Consider the following 20826-nt stretch of genomic DNA (forward strand, 5'->3'; position numbering starts at 1 on the left):
CTCGCACTCGCCGTCTAGCAATGGCATCTCGATAATATCCGTTGTGCGCCGACCGCGCCCGGTCGATCATGTTCGCCGTGCCAAGTAGTCATATGAACGGTAGTAGCCATCTACGACGAAACCGTGACCCTACATAACCCGTGGGCGCACAATAAGACCGTCGGCGACTACTCCACACCGCCCGAAGACCTCGGAGACGGCTACATGCGGATATCCAGAGAGGACTACGAGAAGTACTTCGACACCACGACTATAGAGAAGGACGAGGAAGACTAGATGCCGTGCAGATAATCGATGCCAACAGCTTAGTAGTGACCGCAATCTATTTCTTCCCGGGGCTGCATTCTCTAACGCTGTCTTCAAGTTCAAGTACGAAGTGTATCCTGCTCCCGCCGCCGATATTCTGTTCTACGCCAGGCAGCCAAGAAAACTTGTTCGGATCAATAAGCGGAGCAGGATCAACCCGCACTAGCGTCATGCGCCCCAAGCCCTCCACGTCAACCGACTCCCCGAGTCGCAGCTCGTATACATGCTCAACGCGCTCCAAATCCGTCCACCTCAAACTCGCAACCCACTCGTGATACTCGGAACGTATCCCAGCCGACCTGACCGTACCGGCGTTAGTGTGCAAGCTTGGCAATGACGGGCCAACCACCATGTATTGTCCCTTCGGGCCAGGGAACCGATCGCAGTGCGGGTCTGGTCCACCAGATCCACCGCTGATCAGCAGCGCCGCTGCGATCAGCACCGCTACGGCACCTGTCAGGATAGGCTTTTAGACACCTCTCGCCCCCATCACATTCGAAACGAATGCCCTTCTGTGCTGTCCTCTGCTCAGAAGAGCAGTGCGTTGCCCGCGGGATTCCGCCGCTCACGCTCGGCCTCCTGGCCGCCAGTCTTGGACACGGGCTGTGCCGATTCAGCGCTTTCTCCCGCACCAGGAACGGGCGCATTCCCGCCGGGACGGGTCCAGCCGGGGCCTGTCGGCACACTGGCGCCCCGCTGATAGGCGGTGGCGGCGGCGCGGGCGCGCTGGTCGGCGGCCTCGTTCAGGGGGTGGCCGACATGCCCGCGTACCCACTCGAAGCGCACCTTGCGTCCGCGCATGGCCGCGTCCAACTGCTTCATGAGGTCGTCGTTGAGGACCGGCTTACCGTCGCCCTTGCGCCAGCCACGTTTCTTCCAGCCATGAATCCACTTGGTCAGGGAGTTGATGACGTACTGGGAGTCGGCCTGGATGAGCAGTTCCTCGCCTGCCAGGCCTGCCTGCGCCGTCGCATGCAGCAGCTCCAGCACGGCGGTCAGCTCGCCGCGATTGTTGGTGGAGTTCTCCCAGCCGCCCGCGGCCCAGCAGTCCTCATCCACATACCAGGCCCAGCCGGCCGGGCCGGGATTTCCCAGGGCGGAGCCGTCCGCCGCAGCAATGATCGTCATGGGCGCACCCTACCGGCTCGGTCCACCTTCCTCTCTCTCACCTCACTGCGGCAGGCCGGCCGAATGCCGAGGTACATCGATATGGCGAGTTATCGGCGCAAACATGTGTGCAGGATCAAGGTTCTTCGTTGACTTGGCGGGGAAAGTCGGAGCCAATTAACAGTGGGGCATGATTCAGCACGCCTCGCACTAACACAGGCCGCGTTTTGCACGACCTCGGGCCGCGTTCCACGACCTTGGTGCCTGTTGCACGACCACCCCGGGGTCGTGGAAAGCGCACCAGGGTCGTGCAGTGTCGCCCAGGGTCGTGCAAAGCCACCCCGGCCCCCGACGCCGAACACCACCACCCACACAAAACCCCGGCCGAACGAACCAGTCGGCAGACCACAACACGCCCCAACCACACACATCCGCGCCGATAACCCGGCCTCCCCACGACACGCCGGCCTACAGCACCGCATTCGCGCCGATAACCCACACTCACACCGACAATCCCCTGCCGGCGGTACGGGACCGGCGAAATGAGCGAAGCCCCCGGGACCTTGTGGGTCCCGAGGGCCATCGCCGTGGCTCTTACCGGCGCCGTCCCGCTGCAAAGGACGCGCCACCTGCGAACCCGTCTCAGGGAGGCGGGCGCAGGTGGCGCGTCTTGTGCGGTTAGTGCGTCAGGCGTCGAGGTCGGTCTCGAGCAGGGCCTTGAGCTCCTCCAGAGCACCGTCGGCACCGTCGGCGTCGGAGGCGAGGGTGACGACGTCGCCGAAGCCGGCACCGAGCGTCATGACGCCCAGGATGGAGGAGGCGTCAACGGGAGCGCCGCCCTCCTTGGCGATGGTGACGGGAACACCCTTCTCGGCGACTGCCTTGACGAAGGTCGCGGCGGGGCGGGCGTGGAGGCCGACCTTGGAGGCGATAGTGGCGGTGACCTGGGCCATGTGTACTCCTTTGAGAAAACCGGGTTCGGCGTCCGCGGTGCGGGACTGCACCTGTACGCCGATGCGAGCCAGCGCGATGGCTGGTGTCGGGTTCACACTACCCGACTTCGCCTGCCTACGGCAGCGAATATCGCCACGAATACGAGCGCGGGACGCTCAGTTGCCGTGGGCCGAGGTCTCGAACAACAGATTGACCTGATCGTTGTACCCGGTCAGTGTCGACGCCGACACCCGATCCACCCAGACCGCGTCGACCGCGGGCGTGATGATCGCGTTGACGTCGGCCCCAAAGTAGGTCAGCGGGAAGAAGAAGGTCTGCCCACCCTCCTCCAGGTGCACAGTGAACGGGTCAGTTGACAGTCCGGTCTCCTCGAACACCTCGATGGCCTTCTCCGTGGAGGAGGAGATCGCCGGGAACACAATCCCATAGGAGGCGACAATGTCCTGCGCCTCGGCCGTGCCCAGGAACGCGACCCACTGCGCAGCCAAGTCGATCTTGTCGGAGTCCTTGACAATCGAGTCGCCCAGGCCGTTGAACAGGGAGGCGCGGTTGCCATTGGGACCGATCGGGGTGGGCGCGATGCCCACGTTGACATCCAGGCCCGCAAAGGTGTTGAACATCCAGGCCCCATGAATCGCCATGGCGATGGACCCCGAGCCGAGCTGAATGTCGGTGCTGGTGGCGTCGGAGAAGGCCCCGTTGGGGTTCAGGTAGCCCTTGTCCACCAGTCCGAAGTACCAGTCCAGCGTGCGCTGGAACTCTTCCTCATCATAGCGGTAATGGGTGCCCCAGGTCTCCTTGTCCGCGTAGTGCCAGTTCCCCACCGTGGCGGTGAAGGGGCTCCACTGGGTCTGACCGTCGTTGGACCCGGAGTTCTGAATGCCGAGGCCATACACCTTCACGTGCTTAGGGTCGAAGCCCTCCTCATCACCGCGCACATTGTTTTGGTCGATGGTCAGGCGGGCCAGGATCCGCTCGAAGCTACCGCCGTCCTCGAGGTTCCAGTCGCAGTTCTGGATCTCCTCCTCGGAGATACCGGCGTCGGCGAGCATGTCCTTGTTGTAGAACAGCGCCACGGTGTCCCAGTCCTTGGGGCAGCCGTACTGGTGGCCGTCGTCGCCCTTCCACAGGTCCAGCAGTCCCTCCTGGAAGGCGGACTCGTCAACCCCGGACCAGGCCGGCTGCTCATCAAGCGGTACGAGCACGTCCAGGTCGACGAACTGGGCGAATCTGGCGATGTGGTCGACGAATACGTCCGGGCCAGTGCCTGCGATGAATCCGGCCGTCAGCTTGGTCCAATAATCGTTCCAGCCGATCTGGGTGATGTTGACGGTGATACCCGTCTTCTCCTTAAAGCGCTCCGCGCAAGCCTGATACGCGGGCTCCTGGCTGGCGTCCCACAGCCAGTAGTCGATTGTCTGGGACGCAGAGTCGTCGTCGCCGTGAGAGCAGGCCGCGAGCGTCAGCGCCGTGGCGCCGGCGAGCGCGCCGGTCAGCAGGCTCCGGCGAGTGAGCATGAGCTTGTTGTTCATCTCGCGTTCCTCACTTGATTCCGGTGAAGCCGATGGAGTTGACGATGCGCTTGGCCGCCACCATGAACAGCAGCAGCATCGGGAGGGCCGCCACGAGCGTGGCGGCCATGAGTCCGGACCAGTCGGTGCCGGAGGTGGGCGCCTGGGACCGGAAGACAGCCACGGCCACCGTCAGCACGCGGGAGGAGTCCGTGTAGGACACCAGCAGGGGCCAGAAGTAGTCGTTCCAGGCGGTGATGTAGGTGATGATCGCCAGGGTGGAGATCGGTGCGCTGGCCATCGGCAGGATCAGCTGGAAGAACACCCGGATCTTGGAGGCGCCGTCGAGCAGGGCGGCCTCCTCCAGTTCTCGGGGGATGTTCATGAAGAACTGGCGCAGGAAGAACACCGCGAACGGCGTCATGAACATGGTCGGCAACGCCACGCCCAGCAGGTTGTCGATGAGTCCGATCTGCTTGACCAGCACGAAGTTGGGCAACAGCGTGAAGATCGAGGGCACCATCAGGGCTGCCAGGAACAGGGTGAACACCGCGTCCCGGCCGCGCCAGCGCAGGCGGGCGAAGGAGTATGCGGCCATGGCGGAGAAGAACACCTGGCCGGCGGTGACCAGCGTTGCCACGATCACCGAGTTGCGCAGGTAGATCCAGAAGTTCATGGAGGCGCCGGAGCCGCCGTCGGCCAGGGCCTCCTCGGTGGACTGCATGCCGAACACGCGGGCGAAGCCGCGCAGGTTGAAGTCAACCGGCAGGATCGAGGTGGGGTCGGAGGTGATCCCGGCGTTGGAGGACAGGGCGGTGCGCAGCACCCAATAGAAGGGCAGGATCGTAATGACGATGATCAGGGCCATGAAGATCCAGGCGATCACCCGCCCCACGGAGATGCCGTTCTTGCGGGTGCGGCGGCTCTCGGCTGCGGGGCTCGCATCGGGGGCGGTGGTGGTCAAAGCGCTCATGCTTGCTCGTCTCCTCTCAGTCCAGGTCCGTCTCGCCCGCACGGGTCATGCGGTACTGGAGAATGGTGATGGCCGCCAACACGATGAGCAGCCCCACCGCCATGGCGGAGGCGTAGCCGAACTGGAAGCGGCTGAAGGCCATGTCGTAGATGTAGTACTGCAGCACGCGGCTGGCGTTGACCGGGCCGCCCTGGGTGGTCACCGAGACGGTGTCGAAGACCTGGAAGGAGCCGATCATCGTCATGATCAGCACCAGCGCCAGGATGGGGCGCAGCAGCGGCACCGTGATCTTCCAGAACATGGTCCACTCGCTGGCGCCATCCATCTTGCCGGCCTCGTAGACCGTCTCCGGAATGGACTGGAGCCCCGCGAAGATCAGCAGGGCGGTATAGCCCACGTGGCGCCACACGTTGATCAGGGCGATGGTGGGGATGGCCAGGGCGGAGGAGAAGAAGTTGACGCTCTCCCCGGTGATGGCGGAGATGATCTCGTTGGAGATGCCCAGCGTGTTGTCCAGGATCCACAGCCAGAGCATGGCGACGACGACGTTGGACACCAGGTAGGGGGTCAGCACGATCGAGCGCACCAGCGTCGACTGGGTCAGCCGCTGCATGAGCACGGCGATCACCAGCGCGAGGATGGTCTGGAGGCCGATGTTGATCAGCACGTACTCCAGCGTCACCTTGACGGCGTTCCAGAAGATGGAGTCGCCGATCATGCGCTGGTAGTTGCTCAGGCCAATGAACTGCTCCGGGGTCAGCAGGTTGTACTCGGTGAAGGACAGCCAGATGCCCCGGATCAGGGGCCAGATGTAGAAGGCGACCAGGCCGATGCCGGCGGGAATGATGAAGGCGATGCCGAGTAGGCGGTCATCCTTCGGTTTCCTGCGCAGCGCCGGTCCTGCGGCGGCGGTCGCTGTGGACATGGGCGATACTCCGTTCCTGGCGGGATTTGGATCGGGAAATACAGGTTGGTGGTCAATCGCTCCGGTGCGACGACGCAGCCAGGGTCAGGCGGCGCGCCCTTGGGCGCGGGGCGGCTCAGACGGCGGTGACGCGCACGAACAGCATGTGGTCGGGGTGGATGACGGGCAATGACAGGCCGTTGTTCACCAGGTACGAGCCCGGCAGGACCACCCCCTCGGGGCGGGTCCAGGCGGCCTGGTAGACGTGGCCCGCGTACAGGGGCGCAGCCAGTTGCACCCGGTAGGTGCGCTGCGGGTCAAGGCCGGGCAGGGGCCGGGGAGCACCGGGCCAGGTGAGCGCCTGTCCCAGGCTGGTCAGTCCGAACAGGGCGTCGGAGCGGTCCGGGGCGACGACGCCCTGAATGCGTACGACATCGTCCTCGTCGACGTCGGCGTGGACGACGGTGCCGGAGTGCAGCAGGGGGCGCAACTGCTTGTGCATGCCGATCAGCTCCGCCAGGCCCTGCTTGTCGGCGTCGCTGGCGCTCAGCAGGTCCCACTCCACGCCCATGTGCCCCCACAGGGCGGTGGCCGCACGGAAGGAGATGTCCAGGCTGCGCAGCGTGGTGTGGTCGCGCCCGGAGCCGACGTGGGTGCCGATCAGTTCGGGCGGAAGTAGCAGCATGGTGCCGCGGTTGATGTTGGCCCGGTCGTGGGCGTCGTTGCAGTCGGAGGTCCACACGCGCTGGGTGTGCTCGATGATCCCCAGGTCGATGCGGCCGCCGCCGCCGCAGCAGGACTCGATCTCCAGGTTCGGGAAGCGCTCGTGGAGGGCGTCCAGTAGCCGGTAGAGGGCGAGGGTCTGGTCGTGGATGGCCGGGGCGCCGTAGCGGGTGCCGAGTGCGGCGTTGGGGGCCATGTGCCCGGCGGCAAGCACCGTGGAGTTGTGGTCCCACTTGATGTAGGCCAGGTCCAGGCGCTCCACCAGGTCGCTGATGGCACCGAACAGGTAGTCCCAGGCGCCCGGGGCGGTCAGGTCCAGCACCCGCTGGTGGCGGTGCTCGACGGCGCCGCCGGCCCCGTCGGACAGGATCCAGTCGGGGTGGGTGCGCGCCAGCTCGGAGTCGCGGTTGATCATCTCTGGCTCGAACCACAGTCCCAGCTCCATGCCCAACTCGCGCACGTGCTGCGCCAGCGGCTCCAGCCCGGTGGGCCAGACCTCCGGGGAGACCTGCCAGTCGCCCAGGCCGGAGGTGTCGTCGCGGCGCGAGCCGAACCAGCCGTCGTCGACGACGAAGCGTTCGATGCCGATGGCGGCGGCCTCGTCGGCCAGGGCCTTGAGCTTGTCCAGATCGTGGTTGAAGTAGACGGCCTCCCAGATGTTCAGCAGCACGGGTCGCGGGCGGGCGGGGTAGGAGGGCAGGGCCCGCACGTGGGCGTGCGCCCGGGCGGCGAGTGCATCCAGGCCCTCCCCCCAGGAGCCGACCACCCACGGGCTGGTGTAGCTCTGGCCGGGGCCGAGCACGATCTCACCGGGGTGGAGCAGCTCCCCGGCCCCCAGTAGCCGATAGCCCTGGGCGGGGTGGGCGGCCAGGGCACGGGTGTTGCCGGACCAGGCGAGGTGTACGGCGTGGACGCGGCCGCGGCGCCATCCGAAGCCGGCGGTGCCGGCGACCAGCCAGGTGACGGCGTCGTGACCGGTGCGGCCCTCCCAGGACTCGCGCAGGCGGGTGCCAGGGGTGAAGGGTGTGCGCACCGGCTGCCGTTCGAAGGCGTGGTGGCCGGTGAAGTCGAGCAGCTCGGTGGCGTCGGCGGGCACCGGCAGGAGCGGGGTGAGTTCGTCGACCTCGAGGGGTGCGGCGTCGGGGCCGGCCGCGTCGGCGACCTCGGCGCGCAGGCGCACTAGGCCGGAGGGCTCCAGACGCAACACTGTGGTCAGGACAATGCCGTGGACCGGGTCGGTGGCGGTGGAGGTGACCTGATCGGCCTGGCCGCCGGGGGCGTCGACCGCCTCGACCGTGTGGGTGATGTTCTCGGGGTGGATGGAGAAGGCCGAGCCGTCGGCGCGGTGCAGCAGAACGGCGGGGCGGGCGGACCAGCCCAAGTGTGGCAGCGGCAGCACAGGCAGATCCGGGGTGGTCCAGGTCTGGTTGGAGCCGGTAGCCGTGTTCTGGGCGATGCCGACGTCGGCGAGGGCCGCACCATCGAGCTCACCCAGGTCCTCGCCCCAGTGCCGCACGACCGGGTGCCGGTCGGGCATCAGGTCCAGGACCAGTGAGGTGCCGGCCCGGCGCAGGTGGACGATACGAGAGTGGGACACGGGGTCTCCTTCGACTTATGTGGGATCTGCGGCTGGGATTGCGGACTGTTGCCCGTGGGCCCGGCCGCCGCGGCGCGGCCGGACTGATGCATAGCGATTATTTTCTAGTCGAAGAAATGCGTGACGTCAACCACCGACGCCGTGTCCCCGTCGGGTTATCCACAACCGGGCAGCGACGAGCGCAGCTACGGCCCGGGCACCCCAGACCCGAGACCGCCGACGCTCACTTGGGCCACCCGCGCCCGGCTGGATCCTTGCCCGCTTTCACCCCCTCCCTGGCGTACTGCTGGCGAAACCGGCGATCATGCGCCACGATCGCTTCATGACGCCGGCCCCCTCACCCGCCCCGCCCGAAATACCCGCGCTCGGAACCAGCCCGGTACGCGCCGTGCTGCTCGACGCCGACGGCGTTTTGCAGCTGATCGGCACGCCCTGGGATCAGGCGCTGACCAACGGCGGCGGGGAGCGCTTCTGCCGTCGCCTGCTCGCCGAGGAGGGCCCCGCTCTGAGGGGAGACGAGGATCTGCGCACCCTGCTTGAGCGGCTGGTAGACGAGTTACGGCTCGGCGCGAGCGTGGAAGAACTGCTCGACCTGTGGTGGCGGGCCACGCCGGACCCGGCCGCCTGGCAGGCGGTCCGCGAGCTGCGGGCCGCCGGCTACACCACGGTGCTGGCCACCAATCAGCAGCACGAGCGTCGCGCCTGGATGCGCTCGGCACTCGGGTACGACGGACTGTGCGACGTGGATGCCTACTCCTGCACGCTCGGCGTGGCCAAGCCCAGCGCCGAGTACTTCCGCACGGTGCTGGACCTGGTTGGCGTGGCTCCACAGGAGGCGCTGTTCGTGGATGACAGCGCGACCAATGTGTCCGCGGCGGCGACGCTCGGCATCCGCACGGTGCACCACCCGGCGGACGCGGGCGGGGACCTGCTGCGCCGCGAGATCGTCGCCGTGCTCGACGGCACCGCAGCGGCCTGAGTCGCCTCCGCCGGGTAATACGGCGTTCTGTCGTCTCCTCGGTCGGCGCTGCACGCAGCCGACCGGGCCCGACTCAGCGCTCTCCTCCTGCGGGAGGACGAGGTACCCGGCTTTTCTCATACTTTCGGAACCCAGACTTCATCCGCACGGACTTGCCAGGCATCGGCGGTGGTACAAAACTCAAGCCTGTGAGCGCAGCGGGTGCGGCGCCTGGAAGGATCACCATGACGAGCATTACGACGTCCGGAAATGTGCGGGAGCAGCGTCAATCCTCTCCTGCGGCCCGCACGTCGGATGCCGTGAGGGCCACAGCCGCCGCCCGTCGTCGTTTCGATGCTCGCCTGCAGGATCCGGCGCGACGTGCTCCGCGCGTATTCCGGCACCTCATCGACCGCATTCACCGGCTGCTGCCGGGGTTCCTGCGCCGCCGAGTACCGGTGACCTTCATCGGCTACGCGCTCATCAACGGCTCCGGATTCGTCATCGACATCAGCTTCCTGACGCTGTTCTACGAGCAGTTGCACTGGTTCTACCCCCTGGCCGTCACCGTGGGCTATGCGATCGCGGGCGTGTACTCGTTGCTGCTCAACCGCTGGTTGAACTTCCAGTCGCACGGCTCGCTGGTCTCGCAGGGGTCGCGCTACGCCGTCGGCCTGGTCTCACAGTACGTGATCTTCATTCTGGGCCTGTCCAGCCTGCTGCACCTGGTGGGGGTGAACGCGGAGCTGGCGCGGCTGATCTCGGCCTGCTGCGAGGGGATCTACCTGTACGCACTGATGCGCCTGTGGGTGTTCCGCGGCACGCCCGAGCCCGTCGGCGAAGCCGCCTGAGCCCGCCCGCGTAAGCGCGGACGGGCGGCGACTGCAGGCCGGTCGCCGTCGCCGCCCGCTTACCCGCCGTTCACCAGCAGGCGCGTGTGGTCTCCGTGGGCCCGTCCAGCTCGGTGAAACCCGCATCTACCACCGACACCGGCCGCGGGCGGTTCCGCCAAGAGGCCTCCGATGGGAAGACGACGCGTACCCGGTAGCCCTGCGCGGCCCAGCGCTCCCGCAGGTCGGCGGGCAGCTGCGGGCTCTCCCAGGCGAGCTGGGCGGCGTGGGCGACCTGCGCGCACAGCTTCCCGCTGGTCATCTCCTCCAGCGGAGTGACTTCAACCGTTACCGGGGCCTGCTGCGAGGCCGAGTCACTGGTGAGCACGATCCCGCGGGCGGCGGCGGGGTCCTTGGCGACGGCGGCCGTGATCGCGGCGGGCGGCGGGGGCAGCTCGCCCCCGTGCGGGAAGTGGGTGCCCTCCACCTGGGTCTTGGCCAGCGCGGGCGGCAGTGGACGGACGGGCCCGGGCACGATCGCGCGCGCCTCGGCCCTCCCCCAGCCCGCCGGTCCGTCCTGGGCGACGGTGACGCCCGGCAGCTCCTGAATCTCATCCCAGCGCCGACCGCGAGCGCGGCGCACCAACTTGCGGATGCGCCCGTCACGCCAGTACTCCACGGCGTCGTGCCAGGGGCCGCCGGGGGCGGACTCGGGGGCGGCGAGCAGGGCCACGACGGCGCGGGCGCTGGCCTCCGCGACGTCGATGCGGCGGGGCGGGTGGACCTTGTCGTAGTGGACGGCGATTTGCATGGCCCAGGGAACGGGGTGGTCGGCATGGGCGGATGGGGAGGGCGAATCGGCCGCACCGGGGACGTTTTGCGGGGACAATGGCTGCATGCGTCACATTATCTGGGACATGGGCGGCACCCTGGTAGACACCTACCCGGAGGTCGACCGGGTGCTGTGCGAGGCGGCCTTCGGCGACGCCGACCCCGCCCACCTGCATCACGTGACCGAACTGACCCGTCACTCCATCGCCCATGCGATCGCCACGCTCAGCGAGGAGCGGCGCCTCGACCCCCACGGGCTGGAAGAGGCATACGACGATCTGAAGAAGCGGTGGCACACGCAACCCGCGCCGGTCATGGACGGGGCGCGGGAAGTGATGGCGCGGGTACGGTCCCTGGGCGGGTTGAACCTGCTGGCCACACACCGGGACCGCGACTCCGCCACCGCCCTGCTGCAGGGGCTGCACTTGAAGATGGATGACATCGTCTGCGCCCCGGACGGGGTGGCCCGCAAGCCCAGCCCGGACATGAACCTGCTGCTGGCCGAACGCCACCGGCTCGACCCGGCGGAGGTGCTATGCGTCGGCGACCGACCGATCGACGTGGTGGCAGCCCGGGAGGCGGGTATGCCCGCGGCGCTGCTGGTGCGCCCGGGGACGTCGGTGACTCTGCCGGATGATGCTCCCGGAGCGCTGGTGGTCGCCAGCCTGCGGGACCTGCTCCCCCTGCTGGACTGAGCCCCTCGGACCGAGGGGCTTGCCCTCGGACTCCGCACCCGTCGCTTAGACCGTCGTGCCCGGCAGGCGCATCAGCAGGGCGTCGCCGTCGAAGACGAGGCCCGCGTAGCCGTCCACGTGGGCGGCCTCCTGGAAGCCGGCGGCAAGGTGAGCGGCGACGGAGGCGTGGTTGGCGGTCTCGACAACACTGAACAGGTCCTCCCCCGGATCGATCTCCTGCACGGCGGCGCCCACCGCGGCCAGCAGGGCACGGCCGATGCCGCGGCTGCGGGCGCCGGGATCGACGATCAGACCGGAAACCATCCAGCGCTCCGGGCGGTCATCCTCCAGGTCCCCGGGCAGGATAAACGCACCGGACAGGGCGACCGGGGCGGCCGTGTCATCAGCTTCGGCCGCGTGGGCTACCGCATCGACCTCGGCCGACCGTGCGGCCGCGCCTCCGGCCCCGGTGGGCTCGGCGTCGTCGGCGGGGAGGGAGGCCAGCAGCAGCACCGGTAGGGCGGCAATCATGCGCGGCGCCTGTTCCACCGCCTCCTCCACGGTGATCCCGCGCAGGGCCAGCAGGCGGGCAACCCGCGCCTCGTCGTCGGGACGGGCGGGACGAATGGTCACGCCCGACGGCGCCGCGGTCATGCCCGTTCCCCCTCTGCGTCGGCGGGGTCGGTCGGCGGGCTACCCGCCTGCCCGTCGTATGAAGCCAGTTCCACGAGGTTGCCGTCCGGGTCGCGCAGGTAGACGCTGTGCATGGACCCTCGGGCTCCGGAGCGGGCGACCGGGCCGAGCTCGATCTCGGTTCCCGTCCGGGCCAGGTGCGCGACGACGTCGTCGAGCGGCGCGTCGACGACCAGGCACAGGTCGGCGCTGCCAACGGTGGGGGCGGCGGCCTCGGGGGTGAGGCGCCCGTCGGCGGGACGCAGGTTGAGTTTCTGGTTCCCCAGCCGCAGTGCGACCCGGCCGCCGTCGAAGGCGAAGGCCTCCAGGCCAAGTACGCGCGTGTAGAAGTCGACCGCGGCGGGGACCGAGGCGACGGTGAGTACGAGGTGGTCGATGCCGGTGACGCGCATGGGAGCCATCATGCACCCGTGGGCCCCGGCGCCGCCTGTACGACAACGCCGGGGCCCACGCAGAGGCCGACAACCCGGGCGGTTCATCCCGAGCCGTTTACCGGGCTCCCGCTACGAGGCCCGCCCCAGCGGGTGAGTTCCGGGGTGCCGGGAGACGGCCCGCACCTCGTGCCGGGGAGTGTGCGGCCCGCTCGCGGCCCAGTCGGCGCGCGGATGCGGCGGGTTGACCAGGATGGCGTCACCGGTGGCGTGGTCGGGCTCCAGCTGCCAGCTGGGCCGGCGCAGCGCGTAGAAGATCAGCGGCGGCACCCCCAGACCCACGATCACCAGCCCCACCACCAGGGCGTAGCCGACGGTGCTCAGTCCGGTGAAACCGGACGGACGCACGAAGGACAGCACGAAGGCAACCGCACAGGCCACGAAGCCGACGCCGGCCACCAGCCCCATCGCGGGTGTGCGATAGGTGCGCTGCACCTGCGGGCGGGTGGCGCGCAGACGCAGGGCGGCGGCGAACAGCATCATGTACATGATCAGGTATAGGGCGGCGGCCATGTCGATCAGCGTGACGAAGGCGGTGTTGCCGTTGGGGATCACCACGAACAGCAGCGCCAGAATCGTCACGATGACGCCCTGCAGCAGCAGGATCGAACGCTGCACGCCGGCGCCGTTGCGCCGCTGTAGCGCCGGAGGCAGCAGACCGGTGCGGGCGGCGGCGAGCAGGCCCTTGGACGGGCCGGCGATCCAGGTGACCACGGAGGCGAAGGCGCCCAGCGCGATCAGCAGCGAGATCACCGGTGTGCCCCAGGCCAGGTGCCAGTGGTCGAAGAAGGTCTTGAAGGCCAGGTTGATGCCGTCGACTACTCCGAGGCCGGCCTTGGGCACGGCGACCGCGATCGCCAGGGTCGGCAGGATGAAGATCGCCAGGATCACCACCGCCGAGATCAGGACAGTGCGCGGATAGCCGCGGCCGGGGTCGGCCAGGTCGTTGGCATGCACCGCGTTGACCTCCATGCCCGCGTAGGCGAGCACGTTGGACACGATCAGCACGATGGAGGCCAGGCCCGTCCAGGGCGGCAGGATCGCCGACGTCGTCAGCTCCGTCTGGGAGGGCGTGCCGGAGATCAGCCAGGCGGCGCCGAAGATGATCAGCAGCGCGGCCGGGAAGAGCGTGCCGATGATGCCGCTCCACGAGCCGACCTTGGCGAACAGGTTGCCGCCGGCCAGGGTGATGAGGGTGGATACCCAGTACAGGACGATGATGACACCGGCCACGTACACGCCATTGTTCGCCAGCGTGCCACGGCCCAGCACGTAGGACAGGCTCACGGCGATGAAGGCGATTTGAGTGGGGTACCAGACCACGTTCTGCACCCATTGCAGCCAGATGGCCACGAAGCCCCAGCGCTCCCCGAAGGCCTCGCGCACCCAGATGAACACGCCGCCCTTCCAGCCGGTGGCCAGCTCCGCGGCCACCAGCGCCGTCGGCACCATGAACAGCACCGCCGGGATGATGTACAGCACCACCGAGGACAGGCCGTAGCCGGCCATGGCGGGCAGGGAGCGCAGCGAGGCCACGGCCACCACCGTGAGCATGGCCAGGTTGAATACGCTCATTGAGGCGGGCGGGCGGACCGCGTCCTGGCTCGGCCCAACGGCGGCGGGTGCGGCAGGAGCGGCAGCCCCGGGCGCGGGCAGGTCCCCGAGCGTCCCGGCGGGTGGGTGGCCGGAGCGGGCACCGCGAAAGGCGGATGTGCCAGACGAGGCGGGTGCGTTAGCGGTGCTGGCGCGAGCGCCGTCGTCGGGGAAGGAGGTTCCGGCAGCACTGCCGGTGGTTTTGACGGACATTTCGACCCCTCAGTGGTGGAAGGCGGTGGGGCGGTTCGACTCGTGGGGCAGCGGCCCGTCGAGCCGGTCGAGGTAGGCGACCTCGGCGCGCATGTCCTCCAGGAGGGCGTCGGCCATGTCGTGGCTGAGCCCGTTGCGGACGACGATCCGCTGTACGGTGACGTCGGTGAGGTCATCGGGCATCGGGTAGGCGGGGACCAGCCAGCCCTTCATGCGCAGCCGGTCGGACAGGTCGTACAGGTTCCACTTGTCGGCGTGGTCGGCGCGCAGCCGCCACGCGAACACGGGGATGTCCGAACCGTCGTTCCACAGTTCGAATGGCCCCATGGCGGCGACCTGGTCGGCCAGGTAGCGGGCGACGTCGCGGCTGTTGGACTGCACCCGGCGGTAGCCGTCGAAGCCGAGCCGCAGGAACATGTAGTACTGCAGCAGCACCTGGGCGCCGGGGCGGGAGAAGTTGAGCGCGAAGGTGGGCATCTGCCCGCCGAGGTAGGAGACCTCGAAGATCAGCTCCTCGGGGAGGGCGGCCTCCTCGCGCCACACCACCCAGCCGATGCCGGGGTAGACCAGACCGTACTTGTGGCCGGAGGTGGAGATGGAGGCCACCCGATCGATGCGGAAGTCCCACTCCAGTTCCGGCTGGATGAAGGGGGCGATCATGGCCCCGGAGGCGCCGTCGACGTGGATCGGGATGTCCAGGCCGGTGCGCTCTTGGATGGCGTCCAGCGCCTGGGCGATCTTCGCGACCGGCTCGTACATGCCGGTGTAGGTCACCCCCATGATGGCCACGACGCCGATGGTGTTCTCGTCGACGTAGTCCTCCAGCCGGTAGCCGTCCAAGACCTTGTGCTCCTCGGTGATGGGCACGTACCGGGGCTCGACGTCGAAGTAGTTGCAGAACTTCTCCCAGCACACCTGCACGGCGCTGGACATGATCAGATTCGGGCGGTCGGTGGGCTTGCCGGCGGCGCGGCGGGCGTTGCGCCAGCGGCGCTTGAGCGCCAACCCGCCCAGCATGCAGGCCTCCGAGGAGCCGATGGTCGAGGTGCCGATGGCGCGGCGCGGGTCCGGCGCGTGCCACAGGTCCGCGAGCATGGTCCAGCAGCGGGTCTCGATCTCCGCGGTGCGCGGGTACTCGTCCTTGTCGATCATGTTCTTGTCGGCCGCCTCCAGGTACAGGCGGTTGGCGCGTTCGTCCATCCAGGTGCCGACGAAGGTGGCGAGGTTGAGCCGGGCGTTGCCGTCCAGCATCGCCTCGTCGTGGACCACCTGGTAGGCGGTCTCGGGCAGCGCCTCCCCGCTGGGGAAGCGGAACTTCGGCAGGTCATAGGCCTCGCCGGGGCGGGCGAACAGCGGGTTGAGCTCACTGCTGCCCGGATCCGGGGCGGAAGAACCGTCGAATACTGGCCGCGACATGTCGGATTCTCCTTTCGGTTGGCAACGATTGACATAGGAATATCACCACGCCGTGCTTGCCACCACACACACCAGACAATAAGGCCGCATTTGCAATTTACCACGGATATTCCTCCCAGCTTTCCGAAACAATTGCTACACCTGCCAGCATTCTTCAAGCTTTTCTTTCTAGCCGACGTCGCCAGGAGTCACTTGAAAAGCACCAGAAAGCAGGCTGGAAATAGTCGCACAAATTCATGCAAGCGCGCAGGCGCGCCGCGTACACCCGCAATTTGAACAGCACCTGAAAGCGTCCACGGAAAAGCCTGAACCGGCCGCCGGATTTGTGCCCACACGGACTGCGACAAGACGGGCTCTCCATGTTCGAAGGCGCGCTGGGGTCGTGAAATACACCCCGGGCACGCTCCCCAGCACCGCCGCCAGCCTAGATCGCGGTTCATGCAGGGACTGCGACGGTGTGGTCCGATAGGCTGCGAGCAATCCACGCATTGACAGCTCCCTGCCTCACGGCCCAACTGGAAGGCACACCATGAAACTGCTTGTCCTCGGCTCCACCGGCCCCACCGGCATGCACGTCCTGTCCCACGCGCTGGACCACGGTGACGACGTGAGCGTCCTGGTGCGTAGCCCGGAGAAACTGGGGAAGCAGTCGGGCCGCATTGCCGTCACCGTCGGGGATGCACGCAACGCCGACGATCTATCCCACTCAATGGTCGGCTGCGACGCCGTAGTCTCGGCGCTGGGCCGCGGCGCCTCTCCCCGCAACGGCGGATTGTTCACCGATGCGGCCGAAGCCGTCATTGAGGCCGCGCACACCACCGGTGTCAGACGCTTGGTCTGGCTGTCCTCCTTCGGGGTCGGGGATACGATCCGCACCGCGACGCCGCCACAACGCTTCCTCTACCGCAGCTTCCTGCGCGGCATCTACGCGAACAAGGCCGCAGCGGAGAAGTTGCTGCGTGACTCCGATTTGGACTGGACGCTCGTCTACCCGACGACGCTTACCAACGGCCCCGCCCAGGGGCGGTATCGGATCGGAGAGTCACTGGTGATGCGCGGCAGGGAGCGCATCGCCCGTGCCGATGTAGGCGCTTTCATGCATGAGGAGGCGCACGCGGACCGCTGGGTGCGGCGGGGTGTCGTCATCTCCGACTGAGCCTGCGACCCTGCCTCGAGTCGGCTGCAACGACTCCGGTTCTTTCGGTTTGTGGTCACCCACATCCGCACTGACCATGTCATGCCGGTTCGCCGTGCCCGCGGCGGTTGCCGACATCCCCGCGCCCGGAGGCGGTGCCACCTGCTACGCCACTTCACCGTCTGCAACGCCACTTCGGGGTTAACAACGCCTGTTAACGGTCTGCTGAAGGGCTCCGAGGTATACAGCAGACCGTTAAGTAGCGTTGTTAACGTCGGACCCGCGTAGCAGACACCCCCACCCACCCCGCCCCAAGCACGAAGAGCCATGAATCCGGCCGAAGCCACCGTCGGTTGACTTGTTCGTGACATTATGGCTGTGTGAGTTCCCCGAATCAGTTCCAGCCCGGCCCATACAGCACGCCGCCCTACGGGTACGTGCCGCAACCCGGCGGCTACCCGCAGTCGGCCGCCCAGCCGGGCGCCTGGCAGCCGCCGCAGACCTTGGCCGCTGGGCAGTATCCGCCCGCACAGCAGAGCCCGTCTGGTTTCCCCGCATATCCGAACGCGCAGCAGCCGACACCCTACGGGTACATTGCCACACCACCCACTCCTTATCCGGTACGGCCGAGGCGGAAGCAAGTGGCGCTCATATCCGCGCTGGCGGTCGTCCTCGTACTGGCCATCACGGGCTCCATCGTCCTCGTCTTACGGGGACGCGGCACCGACGACGTCCCTGAGAACAGCCTCTGGTCGCAGGCCTGGGTGGATGGCTTCGAGGAGGCCTGGTCCCTCGAGGCTCCCGCAGACTTCCATGGACAGGAGATGTCGACGCGCGTCCACGACAACCGCCTGGTGAGGATTACCAGCACGTCCACGACTGCTACCGTCACCGTTTTCGACATCTCCGGAGATAGCCCCGAGCAACTGTGGGAGACCCAGCAAGAGGTTACCGAAGTCGTCGACAGGACAAGGCTCTGGGACCGTCAGATCATCGTCGAGAACACGCTGATAGACATCGACTCCCAAGCACGCAGCGCCGCCCCCTGGGACGCGGAGGCCAGGGTAAGCGTCACGTCAGCGGGTGCGATCGCCTGTGTCGAAACCACCTGCCGGTGCTGGTCGAGTCCCTCCGAAATGCTGTGGGAGACCGACTTCGCCACGGATAGCCCGATGACTGTGCTGTCGTACGCAATCGTGGACGGGCATGTACTCGCCAGCTCATCCGATTACGACTACTTCGTGGTCGACTTGAACACCGGCGCCACAAACCAGCTGGACGCGGACAAGTACACCATCCAGCAGCCACTCGCCGACGGCTGGCTGGTTCACACCAGCGGCGACTTACATGCCGACGCAACCATCGACCTGTACGAGGCCGACGGCACCCTCAGCGAATCGTTCAAGTTCAACCGTAACACGTCGTTCTCCGCCTACCCATGGTCACCTACGCCTTTCACGCGGGAACAAGCCCGCCTTTGGCTGGAGAGCTTCGACACCTCCTGGGCTCCATCAACCTACACCATCTCAGAAGCCGACCACGATTGTCAGTCGATCACCATCAACGGCAACGACGTCGTGCTCGGCGAGCCTAACTCCCTGGTCCAGGCGAGACGCGGGGGAGCATGCACCTCCACCAGCGCCCTTCAGGCCCTGTATCACTCCGGACAGGGACAGGTACAGAGCTTCAACAAGACGGACGGAGACGAACAATTCCTGGTGCTGGTGGACATGGTTACTGGACGCAGCTCGGAGCCGATTCCCCTTGGCACGAGGGAAGAATTCGCAGGTTATACACCTCTCGGAGACATGCTCATTGTCGAACTCGAATCCGGTGAAATCCTCGCCTACCGGCCCACCACATCATAATCCGGCTCTTCTGGTTTGAGAGTGTGGTGGGCTGACGGGTCGGTTCGCCGGGCTGCTGGTTGGCGTGCGCGTCCCGGCGGCGTGATGCGTGGCGCGTTGGGCAGGGCTGCAGGGTGGCTCACGGTGGATCAGGCGCGTCGGATCGTATGTTCGGGTCGGCGGTTCGTGCGAACCGTCCGCCCCACCATACGCCGGCCCCACTGGCCCGGCACAGCGAGCTCTTAGAGCCGGCCTGGCCCCGCCGACGACGTCCTCATCGGCCCGAACACGGCCTCCCACACCCGAACGTAACCACCGCGCAACTGCCGCCGGGACCGAGCCACCACACCGACATGCACGAACAGCCCGTCATCAAACCCCGCGCCGCGACGTCATCATCTTGGCCTGAGTCTGCGGTCAAGCGTCGAACCGACCACATATGAACCGCGCCAAACAGTACCGACAGGTGGCCTATTCGTGACATTATCGGCGACATGACTGAGCCTGGCCAACCCCAGCCCAACCGGAACAACATGCCTTCCCCGCAGGCTCAAGCCGGCGGTTTCCAACAGCCACAAAACCAACCCGGAGCCTGGCAGCAGCAACCGCAATACCCACCGCCGGTGCAGTACCCGGCCGCGCAGGGCTCTCCCCAGTACCCGGCCGCACAGGGCTCTCCCCAGTACCCCGCCGCACAGGGTTACCCCCAGAATCCGGCCGCACAGGGTTATCCCCAGTACCCGCCCCAGCAGCAGCCGGCGGGAGCCTACGGGTACCTCGCCACACCCCCACAGGCCACGCCGACGCAGTACCCGGCCGCACAGAGTTATCCCCCATACCCGCCCCAGCAGCAGCCGGCGGGAGCCTACGGGTACCTCGCCACACCCCCACAGGCCACGCCGACGTGGTCGAAGCGGAGGCGAGTGGCGCTCGTGGCCACGTTGGTGGTCGTACTCGTGCTGACCATTGGAGGCGTCACCCTGTTCATCCGGAACCGAGGCACCGACGACCCCTGGTCACAGGCCTGGCTGGATGGCTTCGAAGAAGCCTGGGCCCTGAAAGCGCCAACCGATTCCGACGGCCAGACGTTGTCCACAGCCCTCCTTGAGGATCGACTGGTGCGTGTAGCCAGCACATCCAGCACCGCAACCATCACCGTGTACGACGTCTCCGGAGACACCCCCGAGCAACTGTGGGAGACCACGCAGGACATTACCAACACCGTTGTCTGGCCGGCGCTCTGGGACCGCCAAATCATCATCGAGAACACGTTCATAGACATTGATTCTCAAGCGCGCAGCGACGCCCCCTGGGACGCCGACGCCCGCGTAACGATCATGTCAAACGGCGCGGTCGCCTGCGTTGACACCACCTGTCAGTTCTGGTCGAGCCCCTCCAAGAAGCTGTGGGAGGTAGAATTTCCTACCAACACCGCAGTGGAAATGTGGTATTCGCTCACCGACGACTATTCAATCGTCAGCTCAATTGAATATGAGGACTACTTCGTGGTCGATTTGAAGACCGGGAACATGAACCGACTTGACGGCAAGAAGTACGTATTCCCATATAAACTGAATGACGGCTGGTTAACATACGAGGGCGACGCTTCAACGGAGCCCACGACTTATCACCTGTACGAGCTCGACGGCACCCCCAGCGAATCATTCGAATCCGACCACCAGTACGACTTCTCCGAGTATCCTTGGTCACCAACGCCTTTCACTCGGGAACAGGCCCGGCTGTGGCTGGAAGACCTCGACCTCTCTTGGGCTCCCGCCACCTATACGGTCTCGCAGACAGACTCGGACTGCGACTCAATCACTATCAACGGCAATGACGTCGAACTCGGCGAGACCAATGCCCTGACCAATGCAGAATCTGGTGGCGAGTGCACGGGAACCTTCCCCGTGCAGGCGCTGACCTACGCCGGCTACGGCCAGGTCCAAAGCTTCAACATACAGGATGGCGATAAGCGCTACCTGATGCTGGTGGACATGCTCACCGGGCGCTCATCAGAGCTGATTTCTCTCGGTTCGTTCGATGATTTCGCGAGCTATCGCTTGTACGAAGACCTGCTCCTCGTCACCTATCAGTCCGGCGAAGTCGTCGCCTACCAGCCGAACTCCTAGC

At 66.8% G+C, this 20826-nt stretch carries 18 protein-coding genes; 7 read left to right on the plus strand and 11 right to left on the minus strand.

Annotation, left to right across the window (positions count from 1 at the left end):
- Positions 1–123 precede the first annotated feature (123 nt).
- Positions 124–276 (plus strand): hypothetical protein, encoded by a 153-nt coding sequence (locus tag C3B71_RS15965; RefSeq protein ID WP_159097687.1) that lies wholly within the window; start codon positions 124–126, stop codon positions 274–276.
- Positions 277–834: 558 nt separating this feature from the next.
- Here the strand turns inward: C3B71_RS15965 and C3B71_RS11850 are convergent.
- The 6 genes from C3B71_RS11850 to C3B71_RS11875 all read right to left on the minus strand — a co-directional run bounded on the left by C3B71_RS11850 (position 835) and on the right by C3B71_RS11875 (position 8075).
- Entirely contained in the window at positions 835–1434 is a 600-nt protein-coding gene (locus C3B71_RS11850; RefSeq protein ID WP_108968288.1) for a ribonuclease H family protein, read from the minus strand.
- Positions 1435–2099: 665 nt separating this feature from the next.
- Positions 2100–2366 (minus strand): HPr family phosphocarrier protein, encoded by a 267-nt coding sequence (locus C3B71_RS11855; RefSeq protein ID WP_073328472.1) that lies wholly within the window; start codon positions 2364–2366, stop codon positions 2100–2102.
- Between the two features lie 156 nt (positions 2367–2522).
- Positions 2523–3899 (minus strand): ABC transporter substrate-binding protein, encoded by a 1377-nt coding sequence (locus C3B71_RS11860; protein ID WP_108968290.1) that lies wholly within the window; start codon positions 3897–3899, stop codon positions 2523–2525.
- Between the two features lie 10 nt (positions 3900–3909).
- On the minus strand, positions 3910–4851 hold the full coding sequence (locus C3B71_RS11865) for a carbohydrate ABC transporter permease (RefSeq protein ID WP_108968292.1): 942 nt from the start codon (positions 4849–4851) through the stop codon (positions 3910–3912).
- A gap of 16 nt (positions 4852–4867) precedes the next feature.
- Positions 4868–5776 (minus strand): carbohydrate ABC transporter permease, encoded by a 909-nt coding sequence (locus tag C3B71_RS11870; RefSeq protein WP_073328464.1) that lies wholly within the window; start codon positions 5774–5776, stop codon positions 4868–4870.
- 115 nt (positions 5777–5891) lie between these two features.
- Entirely contained in the window at positions 5892–8075 is a 2184-nt protein-coding gene (locus tag C3B71_RS11875; protein WP_234415898.1) for an alpha-galactosidase, read from the minus strand.
- A gap of 322 nt (positions 8076–8397) precedes the next feature.
- On the opposite strand from C3B71_RS11875, the gene C3B71_RS11880 reads away from it, so the two are divergent.
- A complete protein-coding gene (locus C3B71_RS11880) occupies positions 8398–9054 on the plus strand; it encodes an HAD-IA family hydrolase (protein WP_073329255.1) in 657 nt (218 codons plus the stop codon).
- A gap of 224 nt (positions 9055–9278) precedes the next feature.
- Positions 9279–9884: a GtrA family protein gene (locus C3B71_RS11885; protein ID WP_073328461.1), complete on the plus strand. Its 606-nt coding sequence runs from the start codon at positions 9279–9281 to the stop codon at positions 9882–9884.
- Between the two features lie 70 nt (positions 9885–9954).
- Here C3B71_RS11885 and C3B71_RS11890 read toward each other — a convergent pair whose 3' ends face one another.
- Positions 9955–10674 carry a peptidyl-tRNA hydrolase gene (locus C3B71_RS11890; protein WP_108969886.1) on the minus strand — a complete coding sequence of 240 codons (720 nt, stop codon included), beginning with the start codon at positions 10672–10674 and terminating at the stop codon, positions 9955–9957.
- An 85-nt stretch (positions 10675–10759) separates the two neighbouring features.
- Here C3B71_RS11890 and C3B71_RS11895 point away from each other — a divergent pair, with 85 nt between their 5' ends.
- Positions 10760–11389, plus strand: coding sequence for an HAD-IA family hydrolase (locus C3B71_RS11895; RefSeq protein WP_108968295.1), 630 nt, complete (start codon positions 10760–10762; stop codon positions 11387–11389).
- A gap of 45 nt (positions 11390–11434) precedes the next feature.
- Here the strand turns inward: C3B71_RS11895 and C3B71_RS11900 are convergent, their stop codons facing one another.
- From C3B71_RS11900 to C3B71_RS11915, 4 genes are all read right to left on the minus strand, one after another.
- Complete coding sequence (locus C3B71_RS11900) at positions 11435–12022, minus strand: GNAT family N-acetyltransferase (RefSeq protein WP_108968298.1); 588 nt, start codon at positions 12020–12022, stop codon at positions 11435–11437.
- Positions 12019–12453, minus strand: a complete 435-nt coding sequence (locus C3B71_RS11905; RefSeq protein ID WP_108968300.1) for a VOC family protein — start codon at positions 12451–12453, stop codon at positions 12019–12021. Before C3B71_RS11905 ends, C3B71_RS11900 begins: the two co-directional genes overlap by 4 nt.
- 111 nt (positions 12454–12564) lie before the next feature.
- The gene (locus C3B71_RS11910; protein ID WP_199912505.1) at positions 12565–14298 is read right to left on the minus strand and encodes an amino acid permease; all 1734 of its coding nucleotides are present in this window, start codon (positions 14296–14298) and stop codon (positions 12565–12567) included.
- A 9-nt stretch (positions 14299–14307) separates the two neighbouring features.
- Complete coding sequence (locus C3B71_RS11915) at positions 14308–15714, minus strand: glutamate decarboxylase (RefSeq protein WP_108968302.1); 1407 nt, start codon at positions 15712–15714, stop codon at positions 14308–14310.
- Between the two features lie 529 nt (positions 15715–16243).
- Between C3B71_RS11915 and C3B71_RS11920 the strand changes: the two genes are divergently transcribed.
- The 3 genes from C3B71_RS11920 (at position 16244) to C3B71_RS11930 (ending at position 20825) form a co-directional block, all read left to right on the plus strand.
- Entirely contained in the window at positions 16244–16870 is a 627-nt protein-coding gene (locus tag C3B71_RS11920; RefSeq protein WP_073328446.1) for an NAD(P)-dependent oxidoreductase, read from the plus strand.
- Between the two features lie 359 nt (positions 16871–17229).
- A complete protein-coding gene (locus tag C3B71_RS11925) occupies positions 17230–18717 on the plus strand; it encodes a DUF3824 domain-containing protein (protein ID WP_146752328.1) in 1488 nt (495 codons plus the stop codon).
- Between the two features lie 902 nt (positions 18718–19619).
- Positions 19620–20825, plus strand: a complete 1206-nt coding sequence (locus tag C3B71_RS11930) for a hypothetical protein (RefSeq protein ID WP_108968306.1) — start codon at positions 19620–19622, stop codon at positions 20823–20825.
- Position 20826: the final 1 nt, after the last annotated feature.

The organism is Actinomyces sp. Z16 (genome assembly GCF_003111765.1).
GTDB lineage: Bacteria > Actinomycetota > Actinomycetes > Actinomycetales > Actinomycetaceae > Actinomyces > Actinomyces glycerinitolerans.

Coding starts and splice junctions, on each gene's coding strand:
- C3B71_RS11850 (WP_108968288.1), bottom strand. CDS start 1,434: ATGACGATCATTGCTGCGGCGGACGGCTCCGCCCTGGGAAATCCCGGC.
- C3B71_RS11855 (WP_073328472.1), bottom strand. CDS start 2,366: ATGGCCCAGGTCACCGCCACTATCGCCTCCAAGGTCGGCCTCCACGCC.
- C3B71_RS11860 (WP_108968290.1), bottom strand. CDS start 3,899: ATGAACAACAAGCTCATGCTCACTCGCCGGAGCCTGCTGACCGGCGCG.
- C3B71_RS11865 (WP_108968292.1), bottom strand. CDS start 4,851: ATGAGCGCTTTGACCACCACCGCCCCCGATGCGAGCCCCGCAGCCGAG.
- C3B71_RS11870 (WP_073328464.1), bottom strand. CDS start 5,776: ATGTCCACAGCGACCGCCGCCGCAGGACCGGCGCTGCGCAGGAAACCG.
- C3B71_RS11880 (WP_073329255.1), top strand. CDS start 8,398: ATGACGCCGGCCCCCTCACCCGCCCCGCCCGAAATACCCGCGCTCGGA.
- C3B71_RS11885 (WP_073328461.1), top strand. CDS start 9,279: ATGACGAGCATTACGACGTCCGGAAATGTGCGGGAGCAGCGTCAATCC.
- C3B71_RS11890 (WP_108969886.1), bottom strand. CDS start 10,674: ATGCAAATCGCCGTCCACTACGACAAGGTCCACCCGCCCCGCCGCATC.
- C3B71_RS11895 (WP_108968295.1), top strand. CDS start 10,760: ATGCGTCACATTATCTGGGACATGGGCGGCACCCTGGTAGACACCTAC.
- C3B71_RS11900 (WP_108968298.1), bottom strand. CDS start 12,022: ATGACCGCGGCGCCGTCGGGCGTGACCATTCGTCCCGCCCGTCCCGAC.
- C3B71_RS11905 (WP_108968300.1), bottom strand. CDS start 12,453: ATGCGCGTCACCGGCATCGACCACCTCGTACTCACCGTCGCCTCGGTC.
- C3B71_RS11910 (WP_199912505.1), bottom strand. CDS start 14,298: ATGTCCGTCAAAACCACCGGCAGTGCTGCCGGAACCTCCTTCCCCGAC.
- C3B71_RS11915 (WP_108968302.1), bottom strand. CDS start 15,714: ATGTCGCGGCCAGTATTCGACGGTTCTTCCGCCCCGGATCCGGGCAGC.
- C3B71_RS11920 (WP_073328446.1), top strand. CDS start 16,244: ATGAAACTGCTTGTCCTCGGCTCCACCGGCCCCACCGGCATGCACGTC.